Origin of the sequence: Stenotrophomonas sp. A3_2, from assembly GCF_036624925.1 — a bacterium.
In the GTDB taxonomy this organism is placed as follows: domain Bacteria; phylum Pseudomonadota; class Gammaproteobacteria; order Xanthomonadales; family Xanthomonadaceae; genus Stenotrophomonas; species Stenotrophomonas hibiscicola.
The window spans coordinates 30,204-50,828 of sequence record NZ_JAZKVY010000277.1 but is presented as its reverse complement, the minus strand read 5'-3'; the positions used below and the strand labels follow the sequence as shown (position 1 = coordinate 50,828).

20 protein-coding genes are annotated in these 20,625 nt (G+C 66.4%); 4 read left to right on the top strand and 16 right to left on the bottom strand.

Annotation, left to right across the window (positions count from 1 at the left end; all coding sequences use genetic code 11):
• Positions 1-169 precede the first annotated feature (169 nt).
• On the top strand, positions 170-1,429 hold the full coding sequence (locus R5H29_RS13545; RefSeq protein WP_332329286.1) for an MFS transporter: 1,260 nt from the start codon (positions 170-172) through the stop codon (positions 1,427-1,429).
• Between the two features lie 4 nt (positions 1,430-1,433).
• Here the strand turns inward: R5H29_RS13545 and R5H29_RS13540 are convergent, their stop codons facing one another.
• Entirely contained in the window at positions 1,434-2,381 is a 948-nt protein-coding gene (locus R5H29_RS13540) for a nucleoside hydrolase (protein ID WP_005415667.1), read from the bottom strand.
• A 306-nt stretch (positions 2,382-2,687) separates the two neighbouring features.
• Between R5H29_RS13540 and R5H29_RS13535 the strand changes: the two genes are divergently transcribed.
• On the top strand, positions 2,688-3,119 hold the full coding sequence (locus R5H29_RS13535) for an SMI1/KNR4 family protein (RefSeq protein WP_245152099.1): 432 nt from the start codon (positions 2,688-2,690) through the stop codon (positions 3,117-3,119).
• Between the two features lie 444 nt (positions 3,120-3,563).
• Positions 3,564-3,890 carry a hypothetical protein gene (locus R5H29_RS13530; RefSeq protein ID WP_134970911.1) on the top strand — a complete coding sequence of 109 codons (327 nt, stop codon included), beginning with the start codon at positions 3,564-3,566 and terminating at the stop codon, positions 3,888-3,890.
• 92 nt (positions 3,891-3,982) lie between these two features.
• Here the strand turns inward: R5H29_RS13530 and R5H29_RS13525 are convergent, their stop codons facing one another.
• From R5H29_RS13525 to R5H29_RS13455, 15 genes are all read right to left on the bottom strand, one after another.
• Entirely contained in the window at positions 3,983-4,702 is a 720-nt protein-coding gene (locus R5H29_RS13525; RefSeq protein WP_171952338.1) for a GntR family transcriptional regulator, read from the bottom strand.
• A 40-nt stretch (positions 4,703-4,742) separates the two neighbouring features.
• Entirely contained in the window at positions 4,743-6,110 is a 1,368-nt protein-coding gene (locus R5H29_RS13520) for an SLC13 family permease (protein ID WP_111101831.1), read from the bottom strand.
• 104 nt (positions 6,111-6,214) lie between these two features.
• Positions 6,215-7,135, bottom strand: coding sequence for a malonate decarboxylase subunit epsilon (gene mdcH, locus R5H29_RS13515; RefSeq protein ID WP_332329285.1), 921 nt, complete (start codon positions 7,133-7,135; stop codon positions 6,215-6,217).
• The gene (mdcB, locus tag R5H29_RS13510) at positions 7,132-7,989 is read right to left on the bottom strand and encodes a triphosphoribosyl-dephospho-CoA synthase MdcB (RefSeq protein WP_180876126.1); all 858 of its coding nucleotides are present in this window, start codon (positions 7,987-7,989) and stop codon (positions 7,132-7,134) included. The genes mdcH and mdcB overlap by 4 nt, the downstream gene beginning before the upstream one ends.
• The gene (gene mdcG / locus R5H29_RS13505) at positions 7,986-8,627 is read right to left on the bottom strand and encodes a malonate decarboxylase holo-[acyl-carrier-protein] synthase (protein WP_111098258.1); all 642 of its coding nucleotides are present in this window, start codon (positions 8,625-8,627) and stop codon (positions 7,986-7,988) included. The genes mdcB and mdcG overlap by 4 nt, the downstream gene beginning before the upstream one ends.
• Positions 8,620-9,330, bottom strand: coding sequence for a biotin-independent malonate decarboxylase subunit gamma (gene mdcE / locus R5H29_RS13500; protein ID WP_021203092.1), 711 nt, complete (start codon positions 9,328-9,330; stop codon positions 8,620-8,622). Before mdcE ends, mdcG begins: the two co-directional genes overlap by 8 nt.
• Positions 9,327-10,235: a biotin-independent malonate decarboxylase subunit beta gene (locus R5H29_RS13495; RefSeq protein ID WP_332329284.1), complete on the bottom strand. Its 909-nt coding sequence runs from the start codon at positions 10,233-10,235 to the stop codon at positions 9,327-9,329. Before R5H29_RS13495 ends, mdcE begins: the two co-directional genes overlap by 4 nt.
• A complete protein-coding gene (mdcC, locus tag R5H29_RS13490; protein WP_332329283.1) occupies positions 10,232-10,552 on the bottom strand; it encodes a malonate decarboxylase acyl carrier protein in 321 nt (106 codons plus the stop codon). The genes R5H29_RS13495 and mdcC overlap by 4 nt, the downstream gene beginning before the upstream one ends.
• Before the next feature lie 9 nt (positions 10,553-10,561).
• Complete coding sequence (gene mdcA, locus R5H29_RS13485) at positions 10,562-12,205, bottom strand: malonate decarboxylase subunit alpha (RefSeq protein WP_021203095.1); 1,644 nt, start codon at positions 12,203-12,205, stop codon at positions 10,562-10,564.
• A gap of 187 nt (positions 12,206-12,392) precedes the next feature.
• Positions 12,393-14,585, bottom strand: a complete 2,193-nt coding sequence (locus R5H29_RS13480; protein WP_332329282.1) for a TonB-dependent siderophore receptor — start codon at positions 14,583-14,585, stop codon at positions 12,393-12,395.
• A 357-nt stretch (positions 14,586-14,942) separates the two neighbouring features.
• The gene (gene mqo, locus R5H29_RS13475) at positions 14,943-16,631 is read right to left on the bottom strand and encodes a malate dehydrogenase (quinone) (RefSeq protein ID WP_100477724.1); all 1,689 of its coding nucleotides are present in this window, start codon (positions 16,629-16,631) and stop codon (positions 14,943-14,945) included.
• Positions 16,632-16,822: 191 nt separating this feature from the next.
• The gene (locus R5H29_RS13470; protein ID WP_332329281.1) at positions 16,823-17,269 is read right to left on the bottom strand and encodes a GNAT family N-acetyltransferase; all 447 of its coding nucleotides are present in this window, start codon (positions 17,267-17,269) and stop codon (positions 16,823-16,825) included.
• Between the two features lie 185 nt (positions 17,270-17,454).
• Positions 17,455-18,039 (bottom strand): hypothetical protein, encoded by a 585-nt coding sequence (locus R5H29_RS13465; protein ID WP_021203099.1) that lies wholly within the window; start codon positions 18,037-18,039, stop codon positions 17,455-17,457.
• A 198-nt stretch (positions 18,040-18,237) separates the two neighbouring features.
• The gene (locus tag R5H29_RS13460) at positions 18,238-18,672 is read right to left on the bottom strand and encodes a hypothetical protein (RefSeq protein WP_308304934.1); all 435 of its coding nucleotides are present in this window, start codon (positions 18,670-18,672) and stop codon (positions 18,238-18,240) included.
• Positions 18,673-18,830: 158 nt separating this feature from the next.
• Positions 18,831-19,736: a LysR family transcriptional regulator ArgP gene (locus R5H29_RS13455; protein ID WP_019659327.1), complete on the bottom strand. Its 906-nt coding sequence runs from the start codon at positions 19,734-19,736 to the stop codon at positions 18,831-18,833.
• Between the two features lie 139 nt (positions 19,737-19,875).
• Here R5H29_RS13455 and R5H29_RS13450 point away from each other — a divergent pair, with 139 nt between their 5' ends.
• Positions 19,876-20,511, top strand: a complete 636-nt coding sequence (locus tag R5H29_RS13450) for a LysE/ArgO family amino acid transporter (protein ID WP_019659326.1) — start codon at positions 19,876-19,878, stop codon at positions 20,509-20,511.
• Positions 20,512-20,625 lie beyond the last annotated feature (114 nt).

The window sequence follows — 20,625 nt, the reverse complement described above, 5'->3', positions numbered from 1 at the left end:
GTTCCAGCAAGGATGCTTCTGCTTCGGCCCTGGCGGTGAGCGCTTCACCGGTCATGAAACCCAGTGCATGCACGCAGTCGACAGCCGATGACCGGCATTTCACCCCGTCCATGCCACGCTGCGCGGAACCTGCCCAACCGGGACCGAGGCTGTTGAAGGCGAACACGCAATGACTGCGGCGCGGCAGCGCTCGATGTGGGTGGCGGGCCTGTCCACGGTGGTGGAGTGGTACGACTTCACCCTGTACCTGTACTTCGCCACGGTGCTGTCGCGGGTGTTCTTCGGCGGTGGCGAGCAGGCGTTGCTGGTGACCTTGGCTGGCTTCGCGGTGTCCTACCTGATGCGTCCGCTGGGCGCGCTGTGCTTCGGCCACCTGGGCGACCGCCTGGGCCGGCGCTGGATGCTGCTGGCTTCGATGGCGTTGATGGCAGCGGCGATGCTGGCCACTGCACTGCTGCCGACAGAGGCCACGGCCGGTACGACGGCCGGCGTGCTGCTGCTGATCCTGCGCTGCGTGATGGCGTTTTCGGTGGGCGGTGAGTACACCGGGGTGGTGGCGTACCTGCTGGAAAGCGCACCGGCGCGACGACGTGGCCTGGTGACCTCGCTGGCCTCGGCCGCCAGCGAAGTGGGCGCCCTGCTGGCGGTAGCGATCTCTGCACTTACCGTCGCGCTGCTGCCCACACCGCAGCTGGACAGCTGGGGCTGGCGGATTCCGTTCCTCGTCGGCGCTGCGCTTGCGCTGGTGATCCTGATTGCGCGTTCGGGCATGCACGAGTCGCCGGAGTTCGAGCGCCAGCGCCGCGAAGGCAGCATTCCCGCCACACCACTGCGGCATGTCCTGCAGCATCATCCGTTGGCGGTGGCGCGCACGTTCGCGATTTCGGCGCTGGGATCGATCACTTACTACGTGGGCATCACCTATGTGCCTGCATTCCTGCACGCGCAGGGCCACGATGAGGGTGACGCACTGTGGCTATCGACGATCGCGGCGGTGGCAGTGATCGCGATCACGCCCCTGTGTGGCGCATTGTCGGACCGCGTCGGACGACGTCCGGTGTTGTTGGGCCTGACCGTGCTGGCAGCGCTGCTGCCGCTGTCCCTGTTTGCGTGGATGGCACAGGCGACGGCGCTGGGCATCGTGCTGGCGGCGGTGCTGCTGGCCTGCGTGGCCGGCGGTGTAAGCGCGGTGGCGGCCCCGGCCACGGCTGAGCAGTTCCCAGGCGAAGGCCGGGTCAGCGGGCTGGCACTGGGAGTAACAATGGCCACTGCCTTCTTCGGCGGGGCAACGCCATGGCTGGCGCAATGGTGGGTGGAGCGCAGCGGCTGGGCGGCGGCGCCGGGCGCGATGATCGCGCTGGTGGCGGTGCTGGTGCTGCCGGTGCTGTGGACCCTGCCCGAGACGGTCCCGGGCAGGGCCAGGCGCTAGCCGGTCAGACCTTCAGGGTCTGCTCGATGTCGGCCAGTACCGCGGCCGCATCCACACCGATGGCGATCGACTGCACCACGTGGCCGTCCCACACGCTGGGGCCGAATGCCAGGCCTTCCGGCTTGGGAATGGTCATGCCGCGGGCGACGCCGTCGGTGGCCACGCGCACGCTGGCGCGCTCGAACTGGAACAGTTCCGGGCGGGTCAGCGCGATGCACGCGCAGCAGTCATGCACGACCATGCCCTTGTGGCCGGCCTGCAGGTAGAAGTCCACATAATCCTGCGACAGCGCACGGACCAGCTCGGCGTCGGCACCGCCGATGGTGGCCAGCTTATCCAGGCCGTCACGGTCCATTTCCACGCGGGTGGTCACGTCCAGGCCGATCGCGGTGACTGGCCAGCTGGCGGTGAACACCACGTCGGCGGCTTCGGCATCGCCCCAGATATTGGCCTCGGCGGCCGGGGTGATGTTGCCGTTGACGTGGAAGGCGCCGCCCATGATCACCACGCCGCGTACCAGGCCGGCGATGTCCGGGGCCTGCTGCAGGGCCAGGGCCAGGTTGGTCATGCGGCCGACTGCGACCAGGGTCACTTCGCCCGGATGGGCGCGGACCAGATCGATGATCAGCTGATGGGCCGGGCGGGCATCGGCGGCCACGTCCAGGCTGGCCGGCACCGGGTGGTTGCCCAGGCCGTTGTGGCCATGGATGTGGACCGGCCAGGCTTCGGGGGTGGCTTCCGGCTGCAGCGGGCCATCGGCACCGCGCGCGACCGGGGCGGCGAAGCCCCAGGCCTGCTTCAGGTACAGCGCGTTGTGCGTGGTCGACTCCACCGAGGCATTGCCGAAGGTGGTGGTGACACCGATCAGGTCGATCTGGGCGTGCTTGTGCAGGTACAGCAGGGCCAGGGCGTCGTCGACGCCCGGGTCGGTATCGAAAATGACTTTCAGCATGTTGTTGTTCTTCTTCTTCCGTGTGGTGCGGGGGGCGCCGGCGGCCCGAAGGCAGGCCGGCGCGCCCTACATTGTCCCATCTTCATGACAGGCAGGGCGAACCGCGGCGTCGGTGGGGGCATATCATCGCCTTCAAGGTAGGGTGTCGACTCGAACCGTTTGAGAGCTGTCCTGCCAGACTCCGAACCATCTTCATCGATGACGAGCCAGTGCCACTTTGCATTGCCGACACCTACTATGCAGAGAACGGCAGCAGTTCCGTATTTGAAGAGCGCACCTGGCTCATTGGCAGGAGGTGACTCCTTGGTGGAAACAATTGCAGAGAGTTTCAGGAAAATAGCGATGAAATATCAACTAACAGAAGGACAGCTCAATGGTCCAGCTCAACTTTCGGCCATTGATAGCCTGCCAGAAGACTTGAGAACGGCACTCCCTAAGAGCTACCTTGAATTCCTTAAGATTCACGACGGCGGCGAAGGATTCATTGGCGATAACTACATAATTTTTTGGAGGGCAGAAGAGCTGGTTGATTTCAATCGTGAATATGAAGTCGAGACGGATGCGCCCGGTGTATTTTTGTTCGGCTCCAGCGGGGGAGGAGAAGCGTATGGATTCGACATGTGGGATGTCGCTATGCCGGTAGTAATGATTCCTTTTATAGGCATGGATCGTCAATACGCCATCGTGGTAGCGGCCGACCTTCCGGATTTATTTGCGCAATTGGCAGAGCGAGAATGATTGGCCTGGATAAGCACGCACGCCCTAAAGGCATGGAGCTGTTCGAGCTTAGACCCGTTATCGTTGGTGGTGATCCGGTCAGCCCTGAGAACAAAGCCTGGTTGACGAGAGAGCAGCATTTTGAGGCTGTGCGCTACTGGAATAGGATTGTCAGAAGTCTGCGTGATGGGCCGAAGTAGCTGGAGATAGAACGGTGTAGAAGGAGTAGGTCAGGAGCGGCCAGCTGCTATATCAGACATCTTGAATTGCTAAGCGAACCGGAGGATGTCCGGCTCGCGCAAGATGGTTTGTAGAATTCCTGCAGGTCTGACTAAAATGCTTGGTCAACATTTATCGATAGCCTCGCAGAGTATTTATTCGAGCGGAAATCCGATGGAAAAGCCGCGCTGCAACCAATGGATCAGTCGCGGTAGGTATGCCCCCCCCTGCTCAAGGAGCTGCGCCATGCTGGTGGTAACCCTGGTCTTGGTCGCCCTGGTATTGGGCTTGAACCTCGTCGCCACCTTCGTGGTGCTGGGGCGCGAAGAGGTGTCGGCGGGCGGCCGGACGGTGCAGCTGTTGCTGGTATGGCTGCTGCCGCTGGTCGGCGCCATCCTGTGCCTGGCAGTGGCCACGGCCGATGGCTCCGGCAGCCGGGGGGATGGCGGCGGAAGCCATGACACCTCCGTTGGCTATGCCAGTGACAACCACAGCCATCACAGCTACAGCAGCTCCGACTGCGGAAGCGACGGTGGCAGCGGTGACGGCGGCAGCTGCGGTGGCGGCGATTGACGAGATGTTCCGGGATGCGGGCCAGCGGCCGGCACTACCAGGGCGTGACCTCGGCTGGGTAGTGCCGGCCGCCGGCCGGCAACCTCATCCGCTCAACCGCCGCCTTCGGTCGGCAATGGCGCCGGCACGTTCAACAGCCCGCCCGCTGCCACATAGGCGGCCAGGGCCTGGCCCTGGCTGAGCAGATGGCGCTCCATGGTGCGTTCGGCAGCCTGCGCATCGCGGCGGCGGAAGCACTCCATCAACTCGCGGTGTTCGGCCAGCGATTGCGCGGTGCGCCCCGGGGTCAGCAGCTGGCGGCCGCGATGCATCTTCAGGATGCGGTGCAGGTCGTGGGTGATGCGGATCAGCCACGGGTTGCCGGCGTAATGCTGCACGGTTTCGTGGATCAGGTAGTTGTTGCGGTAGTACTCGGCGATGTTGCCCTCGGCCGCCGCCGCTTCCATCGCTGCATGCAGGGCTTCCAGTTGTTGCACGCCGGCATCGTCGATGTGCCTGACCGCCTCGTGTGCGCAACGGCCTTCCAGCATGGCCATCACCGGGAACAGCTGGTTGAGGTCTTCCAGGGTCAGCCGGGTGACCCGGCTGCCACGACCGGCATCGATCTGCACCAGGCCTTCGGCGGCCAGCAGCTTCAGCGCCTCGCGCAGGGGCGTACGGCTGATGCCCAGTTCTTCGCACAGCGCGGGCTCGTCGATCCACCCGCCCGGCGGCAACCGGTAGTCATAGATGCGCTCGCGCACGTGTTCGGCCACCTCTTCGTACAGAGGCGCGCGCTTCTTCGGGGACCGTGGAGCAGGGGCGATGACCATGGTGGAAGTGTACCGCCAGGTAGTGCCGGCCGCTGGGTGGTTACATCCAGCCGGGCACCACGAACACCAACCACGCCAGCAGCGGCCCCAGCGCCACCACCAGACCGCTGTAGACCAGGAAGCGGCGGAACAGGGTCTCCCGTTCTTCCTTGGCGGCCGAGGCGACGACCAGCGCGCCATTGGTCGAGAACGGGCTGACATCGACGATGGTGGACGACACCGCCAGCGCGCAGATCACGCCGGCCGCGCCGAGATGGCCCTGCATCAGGAACGGCACCGCCAGCGGAATGGTCGCGCCCAGCACTGCGGCCGACGAGGCGAACGCGGAGACGATGCCACCCACGTAGCAGACCAGCAGCGCACCGAGCAGCGGGATGCCGATGTTGGACACGCCGTTGCCGATGAAATCCACCGCGCCGGCATGTTCCAGCACGCCGATGTAGGTCACCACGCCACAGATCAGCAGCACGGTGGACCAGCTGATGCCATCGACCGCGCCCTTCTGGCTCTGCGGCGACAGCAGCGCCAGCGCCACCGCCACGGTGATCGAGACCAGGCCGACGTTGAGGTTGTAGATCAGCGCAGCAACACCCAGGCCCAGCAGGCCGATCAGAGTGAACAGCCGTTCGCGGGTCAGGTTCACCGCATCCAGAGCGGCGGGATCATTGGACAGGGTGCCCCCGCCAGCGGCTACCAGCGCGCCGTGGCCTTCGATGGCGAACTGGCGTGAGGATGCCTGCGGGCCACCGGCCATTGCCAGTTCGGCACTGCCGATCGTTCCGGCCGCGGTGACCGAACCACGCCGCAGCAGGGCGATGCCGCCGAAGGCGAAGAAGCAGATCGTGGCCATCATGAAGTTGAAGCCGAGACTGGTCAGGAACACCGCCATTTCAGTCACGTCCAGCCCGGCTTTCTGCACCACGCCGTTGGTGATGCTGCCGTACACGCTGATGGGCGAGAACCCGCCGGCCTGCGCGCCATGGATGACCAGCAGGCCCATCATCAGCGGGTTGATGTTGTACTGCTTGGCAAAGCGCAGCGCGACCGGGCCGATGATCGCGACCGCCGCCGGGCCCAGCGCACCGAACGCGGTGAGCACCGCGGTGATCACGAACATCACCCACGGAATGGCCACGATATGGCCGCGCACGGCTTTCACAGCCCAGTGCACCAGCAGGTCGATGGTGCCGTTCTTCTGCGCGATGGCGAACAGGTAGGTGATGCCGACCAGGGTCAGGAACAGATCGCCGGGGAATCCGGCCAGGACCTCCTTGCCGCCCATGTCAACCCACAGCCCACCGATGATGAAGGCCAGCGCGAAGGCGACGGCACCCATGTTGATCGGCATCGCCGTGGCGACGATGAACATGATCACCAGGCCGATGATCGTTGCGATTTGTGGACTCATGCGCCCTCCCAGACACGTGGCTCACGTACAGCGCGGATGGAGACCCGCCATCCCGGGGTAAGGCGACGTACGGCGTATTGCGTGATACGTACTGCTCGAACCCGTTACTGAAGCCGTTCCAGCGCGCTGCGGACCCATGCCGCGGCGCCGGCCAGGCTCTGGAACTCTTCCACCGCGCGCACCTCGCAGCACGGATAATCGGACGCGACCATGCGGGCCAAGGCATTGCCCGGGCCCAGCTGCAGGAACACCCGCGCACCGCGCTCGTAGGCCTGGCGCATCACCTGCGCCCACTCGATGGTCTGCGCCAGTTGCAACGACAGCGTGTGGACCGCCGTTGCGCGATCCCGCACCGGACGCGCATCGATGCCGGCCAGCAGCGGCAAGCGTGGGCCCTGCAGCGCCGAGGCATCGAGTGCGGCGGCGAACGGTGCGACAGCAGAGCGGAGCAGCGGCGTATGCGCGGGCACATGCACCGGCAGCGGGCGGATCTCCGCACCCTGCGCGCGAGCGTCATCGGCCAGCGCCTGCAGAGCGGTCTGCGTGCCGCCGACGATGAAGTGATCGCGGCCGTTGGCGATGGCCAAATGTGCGCCGTGTGCATCACACAGCGGCTGCAGGATATGGCGCTCCAGCCCCAGCACGGCCTGCAGGCCTGCATCGGCAGGGCTGGCGGCATCCATCAGCCGCGCGCGCTGCGCGGCCAGGCTCAGGCAGGTGCTCGCATCAACGCTGCCGGCAACCACATGCGCCGCCAGTTCACCGATGCTGTAGCCGGCCACCAGCACCGGTGCTGGCACTGCTTCGCGAAGTCCCTGCCAGTGCGCGAGGCTGGCTGCACACAGCAGGGGCTGCGCGAGTGCATTGCCGAAGCGCGATTCGTCAGCGGCCGCCGCGAACACATCGCGTCCAAGCACTGCGCTGGCGGTCTCCAGTACGTCGCGCGCGGCCTGCAGATCGCGCACGCGGTCGAACATCGCCGCATGCTGCGCACCTTGGCCGGGGCAGAGCAGGGCCAGGCTCATGCGCCCTCCTGCTGCAGCAGGAACCAGCTGCAGGCCAGCAGGTCGGCGCTGCCACCGGGACTCAGGCGGCGCGCGATGAAGCCCTCACCCACGCGGTGCAGGCGTAACTGCCAGCCGGGTGCGAAGGCACCGCCCGCTTCGATGAAGCGGCGCGCCTCCTGCTGCGCCCAGGCCAGGCCGTCGGCGCCACCACGGTGCAGCAGGTTGAGATCGTCCACGTGCGCGACCAACTGCATCAAGGTCTGGCACATCGCCGCGTCACGCGGCAGGCCGGTGTGCAGGGCATGGCGCAGGGTCGGTACGGCCAAGTCGCGCAACACGGGGTAACCGGCGGCGGCCTGTTCGCGCACGCCCGGTACGCCGTGGCGCACGCGCGCGCGCTGGCCGGGGCTGGAGGCATCCAGCGGTGCCGTGGCGAACGCATCAGCCCAGTGCTGCACGGCCAGACAGACCTGCGCGGCCGGCGCGGCGTGGCCCTGCTGGCGGCGGCAGCGTGCGGCAGCGGCGACCAGCAGGCCCAGGCTGAAGATGGCGCCGCGGTGGGTATTGATACCGCCAGTGGCGCGCAGCATCGCGTGCTCGGCGGCGATACCGTGCGCGCGCAGGATGGCGAACGGCGCGTCAGCGGCACCGGCGTCGGCAATCGCGGTGAAGAAGTGGCGCAGCGAGAACAGGCTGCGCAGGAACGTACCGGCGTCCATGTCGTCATGGCTGCCGGTATCGAAGGGGGTGACCAGCCCTGGCTTGGGCGCGCAGGCCAGTTCGGCATGCAGGCTGGTGATGGCCAAGCGGCCCAGACGCGCGCTGTCGATCGCGTTTGCATCCTGCAGCCGGGACTGGAAGACCGCGCTCACGCCGCCGCTCCGGCAGTCTCGAACAGGCGCTCGCGGACGTCCAGTGCAGCACCCTCCAGGCGCTTCACCAGCACCTGGCGGCTGTCACCGGCAAACTCGCGCCAGTTCACCGCGCCGCCATCAGGCAGGCACAGTTCACCATCGACCCGGCGGGCATGCGCGTGCTCCCAGGCGTTCAGGCGTGCGGCAAGCGCGTCGGCCTGCGTACGGCTCTCAACCTGCCACAGCAGGTCGATGTCCGAGCATGCGTGCACATAGGGCAGGCCGCTGAGGTGCTGCCAGGCGAAGGCGCCGAACACGCGTGCCGGTGCAACGCTCGCCAGTGCGTGCAGGGCCCTCTGCCAGTCGGTTGGCACGCCCCGGGTGAGTACCGCGTCCAGTGCGGGCGGCAATTGCAGGCGCTGCACATCCTGCTGCGGCACGCGCAGCGCAAGGCGCAGCTTGCCTTCGCCCGGTGGCAGCGGCACGCCCAAGCGCAGGCGCGGGTCGGGGTCATCCGCGGCGCGGCGCGCCACCATGGCCGGCAGACCCTGCGCGAACCACGCTGCCAGGCGCGGTTCCTGCGCAGCCACGTCGGCCCGCCAGTCGGCGTGGGCCGACAGCCAGACCAGCATGTGGCGTGCGGGCTGATCAGGCATCGCTGCGGGCCACCGCATCTGCAACATCCGCCGCCAGTGCACGACCGCCGCGCTGTGCAGCCAGCGCCGCGCGTGCATCGCCGTCGCTGGGTGTGCGCAGGGCCCGCAGCAGGTGCTGGGCAAGATCGCCATCCCACAGCGATTCCACCGCACCCATCGCCACGTAGTTGGCCACGCCCGGCGCGAACACCGGCGAGCTCTGGCTGAGTGCCTGCAGCTTCTCCAGCGGTTGCTTGGTTACCCGGGCCATCGCGCGCAGGTCCATCACCCGTACCTGTGCATCGGGCAGGGCATGGATGTGGTCGGCCATCAGGCCGAAGGACAGGAATCCGCCGCTCACCGATTCGCCGTAGACCAGGGTGACCAGACGCGCGCCACGGCGGCGGGCCAGATCGAGAGCCTGCGCGAGATGCGCGAAGTAGCCGTTGATGCCCAGCAGCTCATCGCGGCGCGCCAGGCGCTGGCCGGCAGTGTCCGCCAGCATCACGATCGACCGCTGCGGGTGTGCGGCGGTGCTGGCAAGCACGGTCCCGGCCAGCGCCAATGCATGGTCGACGCCAACCTCGATGCGATCGGTGGTGCCGATCACGGTCACCTCGCCATCGTCGGTGGTGGCGGTACCGGTCAGCACCGAATCCTGGATGTCGATACGATGGCCACGCGGGAACAAGGCATCGAGCAGAGACTGCAGCGGTGCGCTCATGGCAGCCTCCGGGCGGCGGTGGCGGCAAGGAAGGCGTCGGTGTCCAGCAACGGCAGTCGTTCGGGTTCGGCGATGCCTTGGCGGGCCCAGATTTCCAGCCCATCGCGGCAGTCGCCCCAGGCCTGCATTCGGGCTTTCAACGCCGCATGGCGTTCCTGCAGCGCGGCTAGCGCAGCATCGGTATCCGTGCTGGTGGCATCGGGTTGCAGCGCATTGCTTGCGGCCTGCGCGAAGGCTTCGATGGCGTCGGGTACCAGCACCTGTGCCTGGTCGATCAGATAGCGGTGCTTGCCGCCGGTCACGCGCCAGACCAGTGCACGGTCGCGCGAGTCGAACTCTTCGACGCCGCGTACCGTCTCGATCACTTCCGGTCCGGACAACGACAGCCGGCCTTCCTCGGACATGATCACCGTGGTGCAGCAGCGGGCGACGATGCCCATGCCGCCGAACGCACCGTTGCCGCTGCCGATCAGCGCGATGACCGGCACGCCCGCTGCACGCGCGTCCAGGGTGGCGCGCATGATTTCGGAGATCGCAATCAGGCCCGCATTGGCTTCGTGAAGCCGCACGCCGCCGGTATCGAGCAGCAGCAGCACGCCGTCAGGGCGGGTGTGCGCCGCACGGCGCAGCAGTCCGGTCAGCTTGGCGCCATGCACTTCGCCCACGCCACCGCCCATGAACTGCCCCTGCTGCGCGGCCAGCAGTACGTGCTTGCCGCGCAGCGTGGCCTCGCCGACGACGATGCCATCGTCGAACGCGGCCGGCTGGTCCAGCTGGGCCAGGTGCGGGCTCATCATCCGCCGCGCCGGGCCAAGGAACTCGCGGAACGAGCCGGCGTCAACCAGCGCGGCGATGCGTTCGCGCGCATCGGCTTCGTAGTAGCTGTGGCGCTGTACGTGGCTCATGGCGTGCCTCCGGCCAGCAGGGTTTCGACGGCCTGGTCGAGGCGCAGGCTGACCACGGCCGGGGTCGCACCGGCGTCGTTGATCGAGACGCGCACATCGCGCAGCGGATGACGCTTTGCGAAGTCGTTGATCACCGCCTGCCAGATGCTGCCGAAGCCCTGCGCGGCGGTGATGACGCGCACCGTCATCGCGCCCTGCTGCGCCACCGGTTCCAGCAGGATTTCCAGGTTGCCCGACGCCAGCACGCCCACCAGCACCGCATCGCGCGGGAACTGCACGGCGGTGCGGCCGTCGAATCGATAGTCGAGGGTATCCATGCTCTGTCCTTACCAGTTGCGGAAGCGCTTGGGCGGGTCGTAGAGGCCACCGGACCAGCGCACCAGGTCCTTCACCGAGCGTGCGGCCAGCAGATCGCGGCTGGCGTCGCGCGGCGAAATACCCAGGTCGTCCGGGCGACGGATCACGCCACGGTCGCGCAGGTTCTCCACCATCGCGCGGTCGCGGCCAAGACCGACGGCGGTGTAGCCGGATACGCCGCGGATCGCCTGTTCGCGTTCCTCCGGCGTGCGGCACAGCAGCAGGTTGGCGATGCCTTCCTCGGTCAGCACATGGCTGACGTCATCGCCGTAGATCATCACCGGCGGCAAAGGCATCTGTGCGCGCTCGGCCAGGTCCCAGGCATCGAGGCGCTCGACGAAGGCCGGGGCCATGTGCTCGCGGAAGGTTTCCACCATCTGCACCACCAGCTTGCGCCCGCGTGGCATCTCGCCCGGGCGTGCGGCCTGCTGGCCGGCCTTGATCCAGGCCTCGCTGGCGTGGCGGCGGCCACGTGCGTCCGAGCCCATGTTCGGTGCGCCACCGAAGCCGGCGATGCGGTCGCGGGTGGCAGTGGAACTGTTGCCCTGCAGGTCGATCTGCAGGGTGGAACCGATGAACATGTCGCAGGCATACAGGCCTGCGGTCTGCGAGAACGCGCGGTTGGAACGCATCGAGCCGTCGGCTCCGGTGAAAAACACATCGCCGCGCGCGGCAATGTATTTCTCCATGCCCAGTTCCGAACCGAACGAATGCACCGACTTTACGAAGCCCGATTCGATCGCCGGAATCAGTGCCGGGTGCGGGTTCAGTGCCCAGTGCTGGCAGATCTTTCCCTTCAGCCCGAGCGATTCGGCATAGGTGGGGAGCAGCAGTTCGATGGCGGCGGTATCGAAGCCGATGCCGTGATTCAAACGATTCACGCCGTACGCGGCGTAGATGCCCTTGATGGCCATCATTGCCATCAGCACCTGGATCTCGGAAATCTGCGCCGGGTCGCGGGTGAAGAGCGGCTCGATATGGTTCGGCTTCGGCGCCTGCACCACGAAGTTGACCCAGTCCGCAGGAATATCGACGCGGGGGAGGCTGTCGACGATCTCGTTGACCTGGGCGATGACGATCCCGCCCCGGAACGCAGTGGCTTCGACGATCACCGGCGTGTCTTCGGTGTTCGGGCCAGTGTAGAGGTTGCCGTGGCGGTCGGCGGCCTGCGCGGTGACCAGCGCCACCCGTGGGGTCAGGTCGATGAAGTAGCGGCCGAACAGTTCCAGGTAGGTGTGGATGGCACCGATCTGGATGCGGCCCTCGGCGACCAGGTTGGCCAGCCGCACCGACTGGGGGCCGGAGAAGGAGAAGTCGAGCCGGGAGGCGATGCCGCGCTCGAACACATCCAGATGCGAGGGCAGTGACAGCACCGACTGCACCATGTGCAGGTCGTGCACTCGTGCCGGATCGAGGCCGGCCAGCACCTGTGCCAGGAAGTCGGCCTGCTTCTGGTTGTTGCCTTCCAGGCAGACCTTGTCGCCGGGCTCCAGCAGCGCGTGCAGCAGTTCACCCACGTCCCCGGCGGCGACCTGGTGGCCGCGCGCCCACGGCGCGGCCCGCTCCAGGCGCGCCTGGCGGCTGCGCTCCAACGTATCCCAACTCGGGTTCATCGACGGGCTTCCGACTGGCGTTGGAATAATTACGGCATAATTACGGAGCGGAGTGCAACCCGCAGTGCAGCAAAAAAGGCCCGAGCGGAGGCGGGCCCATTCAGGTAGGCCACGACGGTGGGTCGTGGCGGAGGGCGTGCCGACCAACGGTCGGCACCCACCAGGCACCCACCGGGTCGCGGGTTGCTCAGAACTTCCAGCGCAGGCTGGCCGACACGAAGCGCGGCTCGCCGTAGTTGTTGTAGTCCAGGTTGGCCCAGTAGGTCTTGTCCAGTGCGTTGCGCACGCTCAGCGTTGCGGTCCAGCTGTCGCTGATGCGGTAGTTGGCGTTGAACTGCACCAGCATGTACGCCGGCTGGTTCACCGTGACCGTGCCGCCCAGCGGGTAGGCGATGTTGTAGCCCTGCACCTTGCTCTGCCACTGCAGGCCGCCGCCAACGCTCAGGCGTTCCAGCGCGCCGCGCAGCTGCAGTTGGGTGTTGAGCTGCAGCAGATCCTTCGGCGGATTGGCGTACAGCAGGTCGGTAGCCGCTCGGGTGACCTTGACGTGGGTGTAGCCGGCATTGACCGTCCACCCCGGCAGGATCTCGCCGTTGACGTCCATCTCCCAGCCGCGCGCCTTGGTGCCGTTGACGCCGACGTAGGCGGAGGTGCCATCGCTGAGCGAACCCTCCGGCACACCCATGTCACGCACAGCATAGTTGTCCTGCTTGGCCTCGAACACAGCGGCATTTGCGGTCAGGCGGCCATCGAACCACTGCGTCTTGATGCCCGCTTCCAGGTTCGAGCCCTGCACCGGCGCCAGCAGGTTTTCGTTGCGGTCCTTGTAGTTCTGTGGATTGAAGATCTCGGTGTAGCTGGCATAGGCCGACACGTTCGGGGTGATCTCGTAGACCAGGCCCACGTACGGAGTGACTTCATCGCTCACCTTGTACGCACCGCTGGTGCCGGTATAGGCGCCGGCGGCGTTGTAGGAGCGGGTGAGGGTTTCCCACCGGCTCAGGCGTGCACCGGCGATCAGCGACAGCGGATCGGCCAGGCGCAGGCGGGTGGCCAGATAGACGCCGCTCTGCGTGGTCTTCGCTACACGGCGTGCGCCGGTGCGGGTGTAGGTCACCTCGGAAATGTCGCCGTTCCAGGAGTACACATTGGGGATGTAGTAGCAGCGCTCACGCCCGCAGGTGGCCCAGTCGCCGGGGAAGTTCAGCGCCAAGGTGTTCGTGGTCCCTTCCAGATCCGACCACTGGGCGCCGACCGTGAGGTCGTGGTCGCGGCCGAACAGCGGGAAGCTGCCGGTCAGGTAAGCATCGACATTGCGGCGGGTGTCTTTCGAATCACCGGCGGCGGCACGCAGGTAGATGCCCGATCCGGTCACCGGGTCCGGGTTGCCGGTGCCGTACAGGCGCACGTTCTGCACGTTGCCGCGGGTGTAGGCCGTGTTGATCTTCAACAGCCAGTTGTCGCCGAAACGCTGTTCCAGGTTGGCGAAGGCGGTGTTGCTCTCGCGCTTCCAGTAGCTCCACTTCGGCGACAGGTTGGTCGAGCGCGGCAGATGGGCGAAATTGCCCTGGTTGTCGAAGAACGGCACGGTGCCCCAGGTCGAACCGGTCGGGTTGTTGTCCTGGGTCTGGTAGCCGACGGTGACCGTGGTGCTGTCGCTGACATCGCCTTCAAGCACCGCCATGCCGGCAATCTTGTTCTCGTCGTAACGGTCGTAGTACAGCCCGCGGTCGGTGTAGGCGGCGACCACGCGGCTGCGGAAACGGCCATCATCGGTCAGCGGCGCGGTCACGTCGGCTTCCATGCGGCGGAAGTCCCAGCTGCCGGCGCTGACCGCGAATGACGCGTCGAATTCCTTGCCGGGGCGCTTGCGCAGCAGGTTGACCGTGGCCGACGGCACGCCAGCGCCACTGAGCAGGCCGTTGGCGCCGCGGATCACTTCGATGCGGTCGTAGAAGGCGGTGTCGTATTCCTGGTTGGTGGACCCGCTGTAGGTGGGGATGCCGTCGACCTGGAAGTCGGTGATGGCGAAGCCACGCGCGTAGTACAGCGGACGCTGCGTGTCATAGAAGGACACGCTGACGCCGGTCACGTTGCGCATCACATCGTTGATGCTGAACAGTGATTCGTCCTGCAGGCGCTGCAGGCTGATGGCGGTGGCGGACTGCGGGGTTTCCTGCAGGGTGATCGGCAGGCGCGTAGTGCTGGCCGGCGGAGCGGACTGCTCGGCACGCACGCTGACCCGATCAAGGGTCTTGGCGTCGGCGGCGCCTTCGGCGGCGGCGAACGCGCTGGGCGCGCCCAGCACGGTCAGCGACGAAAGCAGGGCGGCCGGCAGCAGCGCGCGGCGGGGCTGGCGATTGGGGAAATTCGGGGACATGGGCGGCTCGGAGCGTGGAGGCGGGGAAGGGCGGCAACAGTCGTCCGGCACCCGGGCGGCGGCTTCGGGCACGGTCAGGTCCGGCTGCTAAGGCGCGCGGTCACTGCGCGGGGTGCAAATGTAAATAATTCTTAACAACATTACAATTCGTGTCACTGAGGAAGGGCTTTCAGGCGCATGGCAGCGGCTGGGCCGGGGTCGGATCCCGTTGACGGAGGCAATGGGCCCTGGCTCCACCCCGGTGCCCAGGCGCAGGTCAGAGCCCTCACGTGCGGGAGGGATCCGACCTGTCACCGCACAAACGCGAACGGCCACCCGAAGGTGGCCGTCCGTTTGCATCGAAAGGAACGTGCGGGCTTACAGCGCCTGCAGTTCCTCATTGGCGTTGCGCTTTTCCTTGGCCTGTGCCGGCACCGTGGCCGCCGCGGGCGATGCCGCGTTCGCATCCACCGGCACCTCCAGGTACGGCAACTGCAGGGTCTGGCTGGTCAGCGTACGGATCTCGTTCACCAGCGCCGGGCTGTCGTTGAGCTTGCGCCCGTACGACGGCACGATCTCGCGCAGGCGGGTTTCCCAGCCGGCCTTCATCTGCTCCGGGAAGGCCTTGGCCATCAGGTCCAGCATGATCGGCGGCGAGGTCGACGCACCCGGCGAGGCGCCGAGCAGGGCGGCGAGGGTGTGGTCCTTGTCGGTCACGATCTCGGTGCCGAACTGCAGCACCGGGCCCTTCAGCGGGTCACGCTTGATGATCTGCACGCGCTGGCCGGCGGTCACCAGCTTCCAGTCGCCCGGCTTGGCATTGGGGAAGTACTTGACCAGCTCGGCCTGGCGGTCGGCATCGTTCAGACGCGCCTGGCCCATCAGGTACTGCACCAGGTCCAGGTTGTCCTTGCCCACTTCCAGCATCGGGCCAACGTTGTTGTGGGTCACCGAGGAATACAGGTCCCACCACGAGCCGTGCTTGAGGAACTTGGTGCTGTACAGCGCAAACGGCCCGAACAGGACCACCGGCTTGCCGTCCAGCTTGCGCGCATCCAGGTGCGGCACCGACATCGGCGGCGAACCGGTCTCGGCCATGCCGTAGGCTTTCACGCCATGGCGCGAGGTCACGTCCTGGCCCTGGAAGGCGAGGAACTGGCCACCGACCGGGAAGCCGGCATAGTCCTTCGATTCCGGAATGCCCGACATCTGCAGCAGCTTCAGCGCGGCGCCACCGGCACCGATGAAGACGAAGCGGGTGTGGGTGGTGGTTTCGGTGCCGGCCTTGAGATCCTTCACCGTGACGTTCCAGCTCTTGTCGGCGTTCTGCCGCAGCGCGGTCACTTCATGGTTCAGGTGCAGGCTGAAGTTCGGGCTGCGCTGCAGGCCGGCGGTCAGCTGGCGGGTGATCACACCGAAGTTGACGTCGGTACCGAGCGGCATCCAGGTCGCGGCAACCTTCTGCTTCGGGTCACGACCTTCCATCAGCAGCGGGGCCCACTGCTTGATCTGCGCCGGATCTTCAGAGTACTGCATGCCGTAGAACAGCGGGTTCTTCACCAGCGCCTGCTGGCGCTTGTGCAGGTAGGCGATGTTGTCATCGCCCCAGACGAAGCTCATGTGCGGCGTCGGGTTGATGAAGTCGCTGGGCCGGCTGAGGCGGCCTTCCTTGACCTGGTGCGACCAGAACTGGCGCGAGACCTCGAACGATTCGGCGATGCCGACCGCGCGCTTGGTCTCGATGCTGCCATCGGGCAGTTCCGGGGTGTAGTTCAGTTCGGCGAAGGCCGAATGGCCGGTGCCGGCGTTGTTCCAGCCGTCGGAGCTTTCACCGGCGACGCCGTCGAGGCGTTCGTAGACCTGGATGTTCCAGTCCGGCTGCAGTTCCTGCAGGTAGGTGGCCAGGGTGATGCTCATGATGCCGGCGCCGACCAGCACAACATCGACGGGCTTGTCGTTGCTGGCGGCGGGCACCGAGCGCTGGGTCAGCGGCCAGTACAGGAACAGCGCGGCGGCCAGCAACAGCAGCACGAGCAGGGCGAGAAGAGCCTTGCCAAATTTCTTCATGGGGGCGGGATCGTTGGCGGAGGGGAAGGGGTCAGGATGCGCGTGGGGCAGGGAAAGGGCGTGAAGAAACAACGCCTTGCAGCATCCATCCGCGATTCTAACCGGATCCGGTCCTTTTTTGATGCAACGCAGCATCCGACGTTTCGCGGCGCTGTCACATGGACGGCAGGCGACGCCCGGCAACGGTGGGATCAGACCAGCTCAAGGATCTCGTCGCCGGCCTCATCGACCCCGCCGGTCGGGCGCCAGCCCAGGCGGCGGTAGAAGCCATGCGAGCGCGAACGCGGGTCGGCGGAGCAGGCCAGGAACAGCCGCTGGTGGCCGGCATCGCGGGTCAGGCTGACCACGTCCTGCAGCAGCTGGCGGCCAATGCCGCGGCCCTCGTAGTCCGGCAGCAGGGCCAGCACCAGCACCTCGCCGCTGTCACGGTCGGCGAAGCAGTAGCCGGCCATGCGCTCGCCGTCCCAGGCGATGCGGCCGATCGAATCGCCCTGGGCGATGCCGGCCGCCCAGCTGTCCACCGTGATGCCCCGTTCCGCAAGCTGGGCCGCGCTGAAGGCGTTCTCACGGGTGCGCCCGCGCAGGTCGATGCAGGCGGCGGTATCTTCGGGGCGGGCGTCGCGGACGAATACAGGCATGCAGGGCATCCTTGCGGTGATCGGCCGCTGAGTATCTGCATGGCGCATGGAATCGATGTGTAGGGTTGATGGAGATTGGATGGAGGCCCCGCAGCAGCAGGGGATAGGGGGGATCGGTGCCGCTGATGCCGATGTCGCCCGGCGGCGTGGCAGTGAAAGGCTTTCAGCAGGCGCTTGCACCCCGGTCAGTCACTGCCGACGGTGAAGTACTCCACGGCGAAGTAGCCGATCTGGTAAGCCAGCGTTGCCAGCACCAGGCGCAGCTGTGTGCGTTGGCTGCGCAGTCGCCAGCCGAGCACCGCCACCGCCAGCATCAACACGGCATGCAACGGGTACGCGGCTCCCAGCAGCTTCCAGCGGCTGCTGCCCTTGATGGCGGTATCGACCAGGTCGAGCAGGGTCAGTGCAGCCACCACGCTGAAGATCCAGCGCCGGCGCTGCATGAGATAGTTCCCGTAGCTGCCGTATTCACGCAGGTCGTCGGGAAACAGCAGCGCGCACAGCAGGAACCAGGTCGCGCAGTACACAATCACGAACAGGTAGGTTTCAAACGTCCAGCGGTGCACCTCGATGAGGCGGAACTCCCACCACCAGAAGGTCACCAGCGATATCAGCGTCCACGCCACCCAGCCCAGGTGCAGGGCCGAGCAGCCGCGGCGCTGCGGATGCTCGATGATCTGCGCCAGGCCCTTGAGCACGGTGGTGATCGACAGGCCGAGGATGATGCCCATCACCACCCGGATGTGCAGGAACAGCGGATCGGTCTGCATCGCGGCGCTCCGTGTCGGGTGCTGCGATGCTGGCACAACCGGGCGCCCCGGAACGGACCCCGGTCACGCACAGAAGAGCGGAGAAAAAAGGGACGGAGGAGATTAAGTCGCTCTCGCCCTGATTCGTCCATGGCTGAGGACTGGCCACGTCCTGGCGACCAGGCGCGGTATTCTCAGCGCTTGGCCGGCTTGGTGGTATCAGGGCGAAGTAAGGCCCTGCTGTCGCAGCAGGGCAAGATACTTCCCGCCTTCATCGTCAGCGTTGAATATGTCCTCGCCGTCCAGTGCATACGCCCTGAGCAGGTATTCAAGGGCCCGATCCCGCTGCCCCAGAAGTTCGTTGCATTGGCCAGCGCGATACAGAATGAAGGGATTGGCACGCCCGTCCGGACCATTCAATGCATCCATGAAGTACTTCAGGGCGGCCACTACGTCACCGGAAAGAAAGCTCGCGTCTCCAAGTGAAGCACAGAGCCAAGTGTAGGCCTCCCAATCCTTGGCAGGAGCTGGCAACGCTTCTAAAGCCTGCAGCCAGCACCGAGTCGCGCCAGCATGGTCATCGGCATCCATGAGGACGTTTCCCTGCTCTGAGAGGTCAGTGACCTGCTCATAGATTTCGTCAGGAAGTTCCATTCGGTTTGACTCACAGATGACAAGCCTTCCAGCCTACGTAAAAAAAGTGCACCTGGCGGCTGGCAAGTGCGCTATCTGGTGTCGCGATCGTCTCGCATTTTGACCCCGTGAGCCGAAAGCGCCTGTCAACCAAGATCTACACCCCCTGAGAAGCCAACTCAGCGCTTGCGCCGGATCAGCGCCGAGGAGGCATCCAGTACCGCGCGGGTGAGCAGGGCCATGGTCTGCACGTCGCCCTTCCAGTGCTGCCAGTACAGCGGCACGTCTTCCCACGCGCGCTGGCGCACGTAGACCAGGCGGCCGGCGTCCAGGTGCCGCTTGACCAGTGGCAGCGGGTTCATGGTCCAGCCCAGTCCGCCGAGGTTGGCCTGCACGAAGGCGCGCGTGGACGGAATCCACCAGGTCGGTGCAGTGCTGGGCAGGTCGTCGCCGGCCATGCGCCGGGCGAAGCGCGACTGCATGTCGTCCTTGCGGTTGAATACCAGCACCGGTGCCTGTGCCAGCGCCTGCGCGGTCACGCCCTTGGCGAAGTGGCGTTCGCGAAATTCGGGGGTGCACGTCGCTGCGTAGCGGATGCTGCCCAGCGCATGGATCTGGCAGCCCTGCACCGGCTCGTCCAGCGTGGTCACTGCGCCCAGCACCGTGCCCTGGCGCAGCAGCTCCACGGTGTGGTCCTGGTCTTCCACACGCAGGTCCAGGGTGGTGCCGGTGGTCTGCGCGAACTGGTAGGCGGCCTGCGGAAACCAGGTTTCCAGGCTGTCGTGGTTCACCGCCACCGGGATGCTGGCCTGGGGCAGATCCTCATCGGCCAGGCCCATCCGGTGCAGCGCATCGTGTTCGAGCAGGGCGGTCTGCTCGGCCAGCTGAACGAGCAGCTGCCCCTCGGCGGTGGCGGTGGCAGGCGTGCCGCGCTTGACCAGCAGGCGGCCGATCCGGTCCTCCAGTGCCTTGACCCGCTGCGAGATGGCCGAGGGCGTGACATTCAACGACTGTGCGGCGCGGTCGAAGCTGCCTTCGCGGATCACCGCGGCCAGGGCGCGCAGCTGGGCATGATCGATGCGCATCGAATTAAGCTCCGCTAATGTTGGTTTAGGAAGTTTAGCTCGTCTTTTCCATGTTGCGGCGCGACAATGGCGTCCGTTCCGGTGCTGTCCGCCTTCGCGAGGCACCGTCCCCCCCAAGCAATACAAGGCAGTGAATCCCATGTTCTCGGTCATCTCCGCCAGCACCGGCCTCGGTGCCTGGTTCTCTGGTGCAGCCACCGGCATCGGCCTGTTCGCCGTGGTCGGCGCCCAGAGCGCCTTCATTCTGCGCCAGGGCATCCTGCGCAAGCACATCGTGCCGGTGGTCGCCACCTGCGCGGCCATCGATGCCATCTTCATCTTCGCCAGCGTGGCCGGCCTGCGCACGCTCACCTCGGCGCTGCCGTGGCTGACCAGCGCCGTGCTGTGGACCGGCGTGGCCTTCCTGGCCTGGTATGCGATGAAGTCGGCACGCCGTGCGATCGCGGGTGGCGGTGGCATGGGCGAGGCTGACAGCGACGACGGCAGCCGCCGCGCGGTGCTGATGGCCGCAGTCGGCTTTTCGCTGATCAACCCGCACTTCTGGCTGGACATGATGGTGATCGGCTCGATCGCCGAGAACTTCGGCAACGCCCGCATGGCCTTCGCCGCCGGCGTGGTGACCGCCAGCTGCCTTTGGCTGACCGCGCAGGGACTGGGCGCACGCCTGCTGGCGCCGCTGTTCACCAAGCCCAGCACCTGGCGTGTGCTTGACGGCACCATCGCCGTGATCCTCAGCATCCTGGCCCTAACGTTGGCGGTGCGCGGGGTCCACTGACCCGGCGCATGCCCCCCGAACCCACGTCCTGACTCTCTCTCCAAGGTAGTGGTAACGACGGCACCGGCAACGGTGCCGTCGTTTTTTCTGCCGATGTGGCGCGGCAAACGGTCA

Bases quoted from the DNA above. Each gene is read 5' to 3' on its own strand.
- R5H29_RS13545 (WP_332329286.1), top strand. From the start codon at position 170: ATGACTGCGGCGCGGCAGCGCTCGATGTGGGTGGCGGGCCTGTCCACG.
- R5H29_RS13540 (WP_005415667.1), bottom strand. From the start codon at position 2,381: ATGCTGAAAGTCATTTTCGATACCGACCCGGGCGTCGACGACGCCCTG.
- R5H29_RS13530 (WP_134970911.1), top strand. From the start codon at position 3,564: ATGCTGGTGGTAACCCTGGTCTTGGTCGCCCTGGTATTGGGCTTGAAC.
- R5H29_RS13525 (WP_171952338.1), bottom strand. From the start codon at position 4,702: ATGGTCATCGCCCCTGCTCCACGGTCCCCGAAGAAGCGCGCGCCTCTG.
- R5H29_RS13520 (WP_111101831.1), bottom strand. From the start codon at position 6,110: ATGAGTCCACAAATCGCAACGATCATCGGCCTGGTGATCATGTTCATC.
- mdcH (WP_332329285.1), bottom strand. From the start codon at position 7,135: ATGAGCCTGGCCCTGCTCTGCCCCGGCCAAGGTGCGCAGCATGCGGCG.
- mdcG (WP_111098258.1), bottom strand. From the start codon at position 8,627: ATGCCTGATCAGCCCGCACGCCACATGCTGGTCTGGCTGTCGGCCCAC.
- mdcE (WP_021203092.1), bottom strand. From the start codon at position 9,330: ATGAGCGCACCGCTGCAGTCTCTGCTCGATGCCTTGTTCCCGCGTGGC.
- R5H29_RS13495 (WP_332329284.1), bottom strand. From the start codon at position 10,235: ATGAGCCACGTACAGCGCCACAGCTACTACGAAGCCGATGCGCGCGAA.
- mdcC (WP_332329283.1), bottom strand. From the start codon at position 10,552: ATGGATACCCTCGACTATCGATTCGACGGCCGCACCGCCGTGCAGTTC.
- mdcA (WP_021203095.1), bottom strand. From the start codon at position 12,205: ATGAACCCGAGTTGGGATACGTTGGAGCGCAGCCGCCAGGCGCGCCTG.
- R5H29_RS13480 (WP_332329282.1), bottom strand. From the start codon at position 14,585: ATGTCCCCGAATTTCCCCAATCGCCAGCCCCGCCGCGCGCTGCTGCCG.
- mqo (WP_100477724.1), bottom strand. From the start codon at position 16,631: ATGAAGAAATTTGGCAAGGCTCTTCTCGCCCTGCTCGTGCTGCTGTTG.
- R5H29_RS13470 (WP_332329281.1), bottom strand. From the start codon at position 17,269: ATGCCTGTATTCGTCCGCGACGCCCGCCCCGAAGATACCGCCGCCTGC.
- R5H29_RS13465 (WP_021203099.1), bottom strand. From the start codon at position 18,039: ATGCAGACCGATCCGCTGTTCCTGCACATCCGGGTGGTGATGGGCATC.
- R5H29_RS13460 (WP_308304934.1), bottom strand. From the start codon at position 18,672: ATGGAACTTCCTGACGAAATCTATGAGCAGGTCACTGACCTCTCAGAG.
- R5H29_RS13455 (WP_019659327.1), bottom strand. From the start codon at position 19,736: ATGCGCATCGATCATGCCCAGCTGCGCGCCCTGGCCGCGGTGATCCGC.
- R5H29_RS13450 (WP_019659326.1), top strand. From the start codon at position 19,876: ATGTTCTCGGTCATCTCCGCCAGCACCGGCCTCGGTGCCTGGTTCTCT.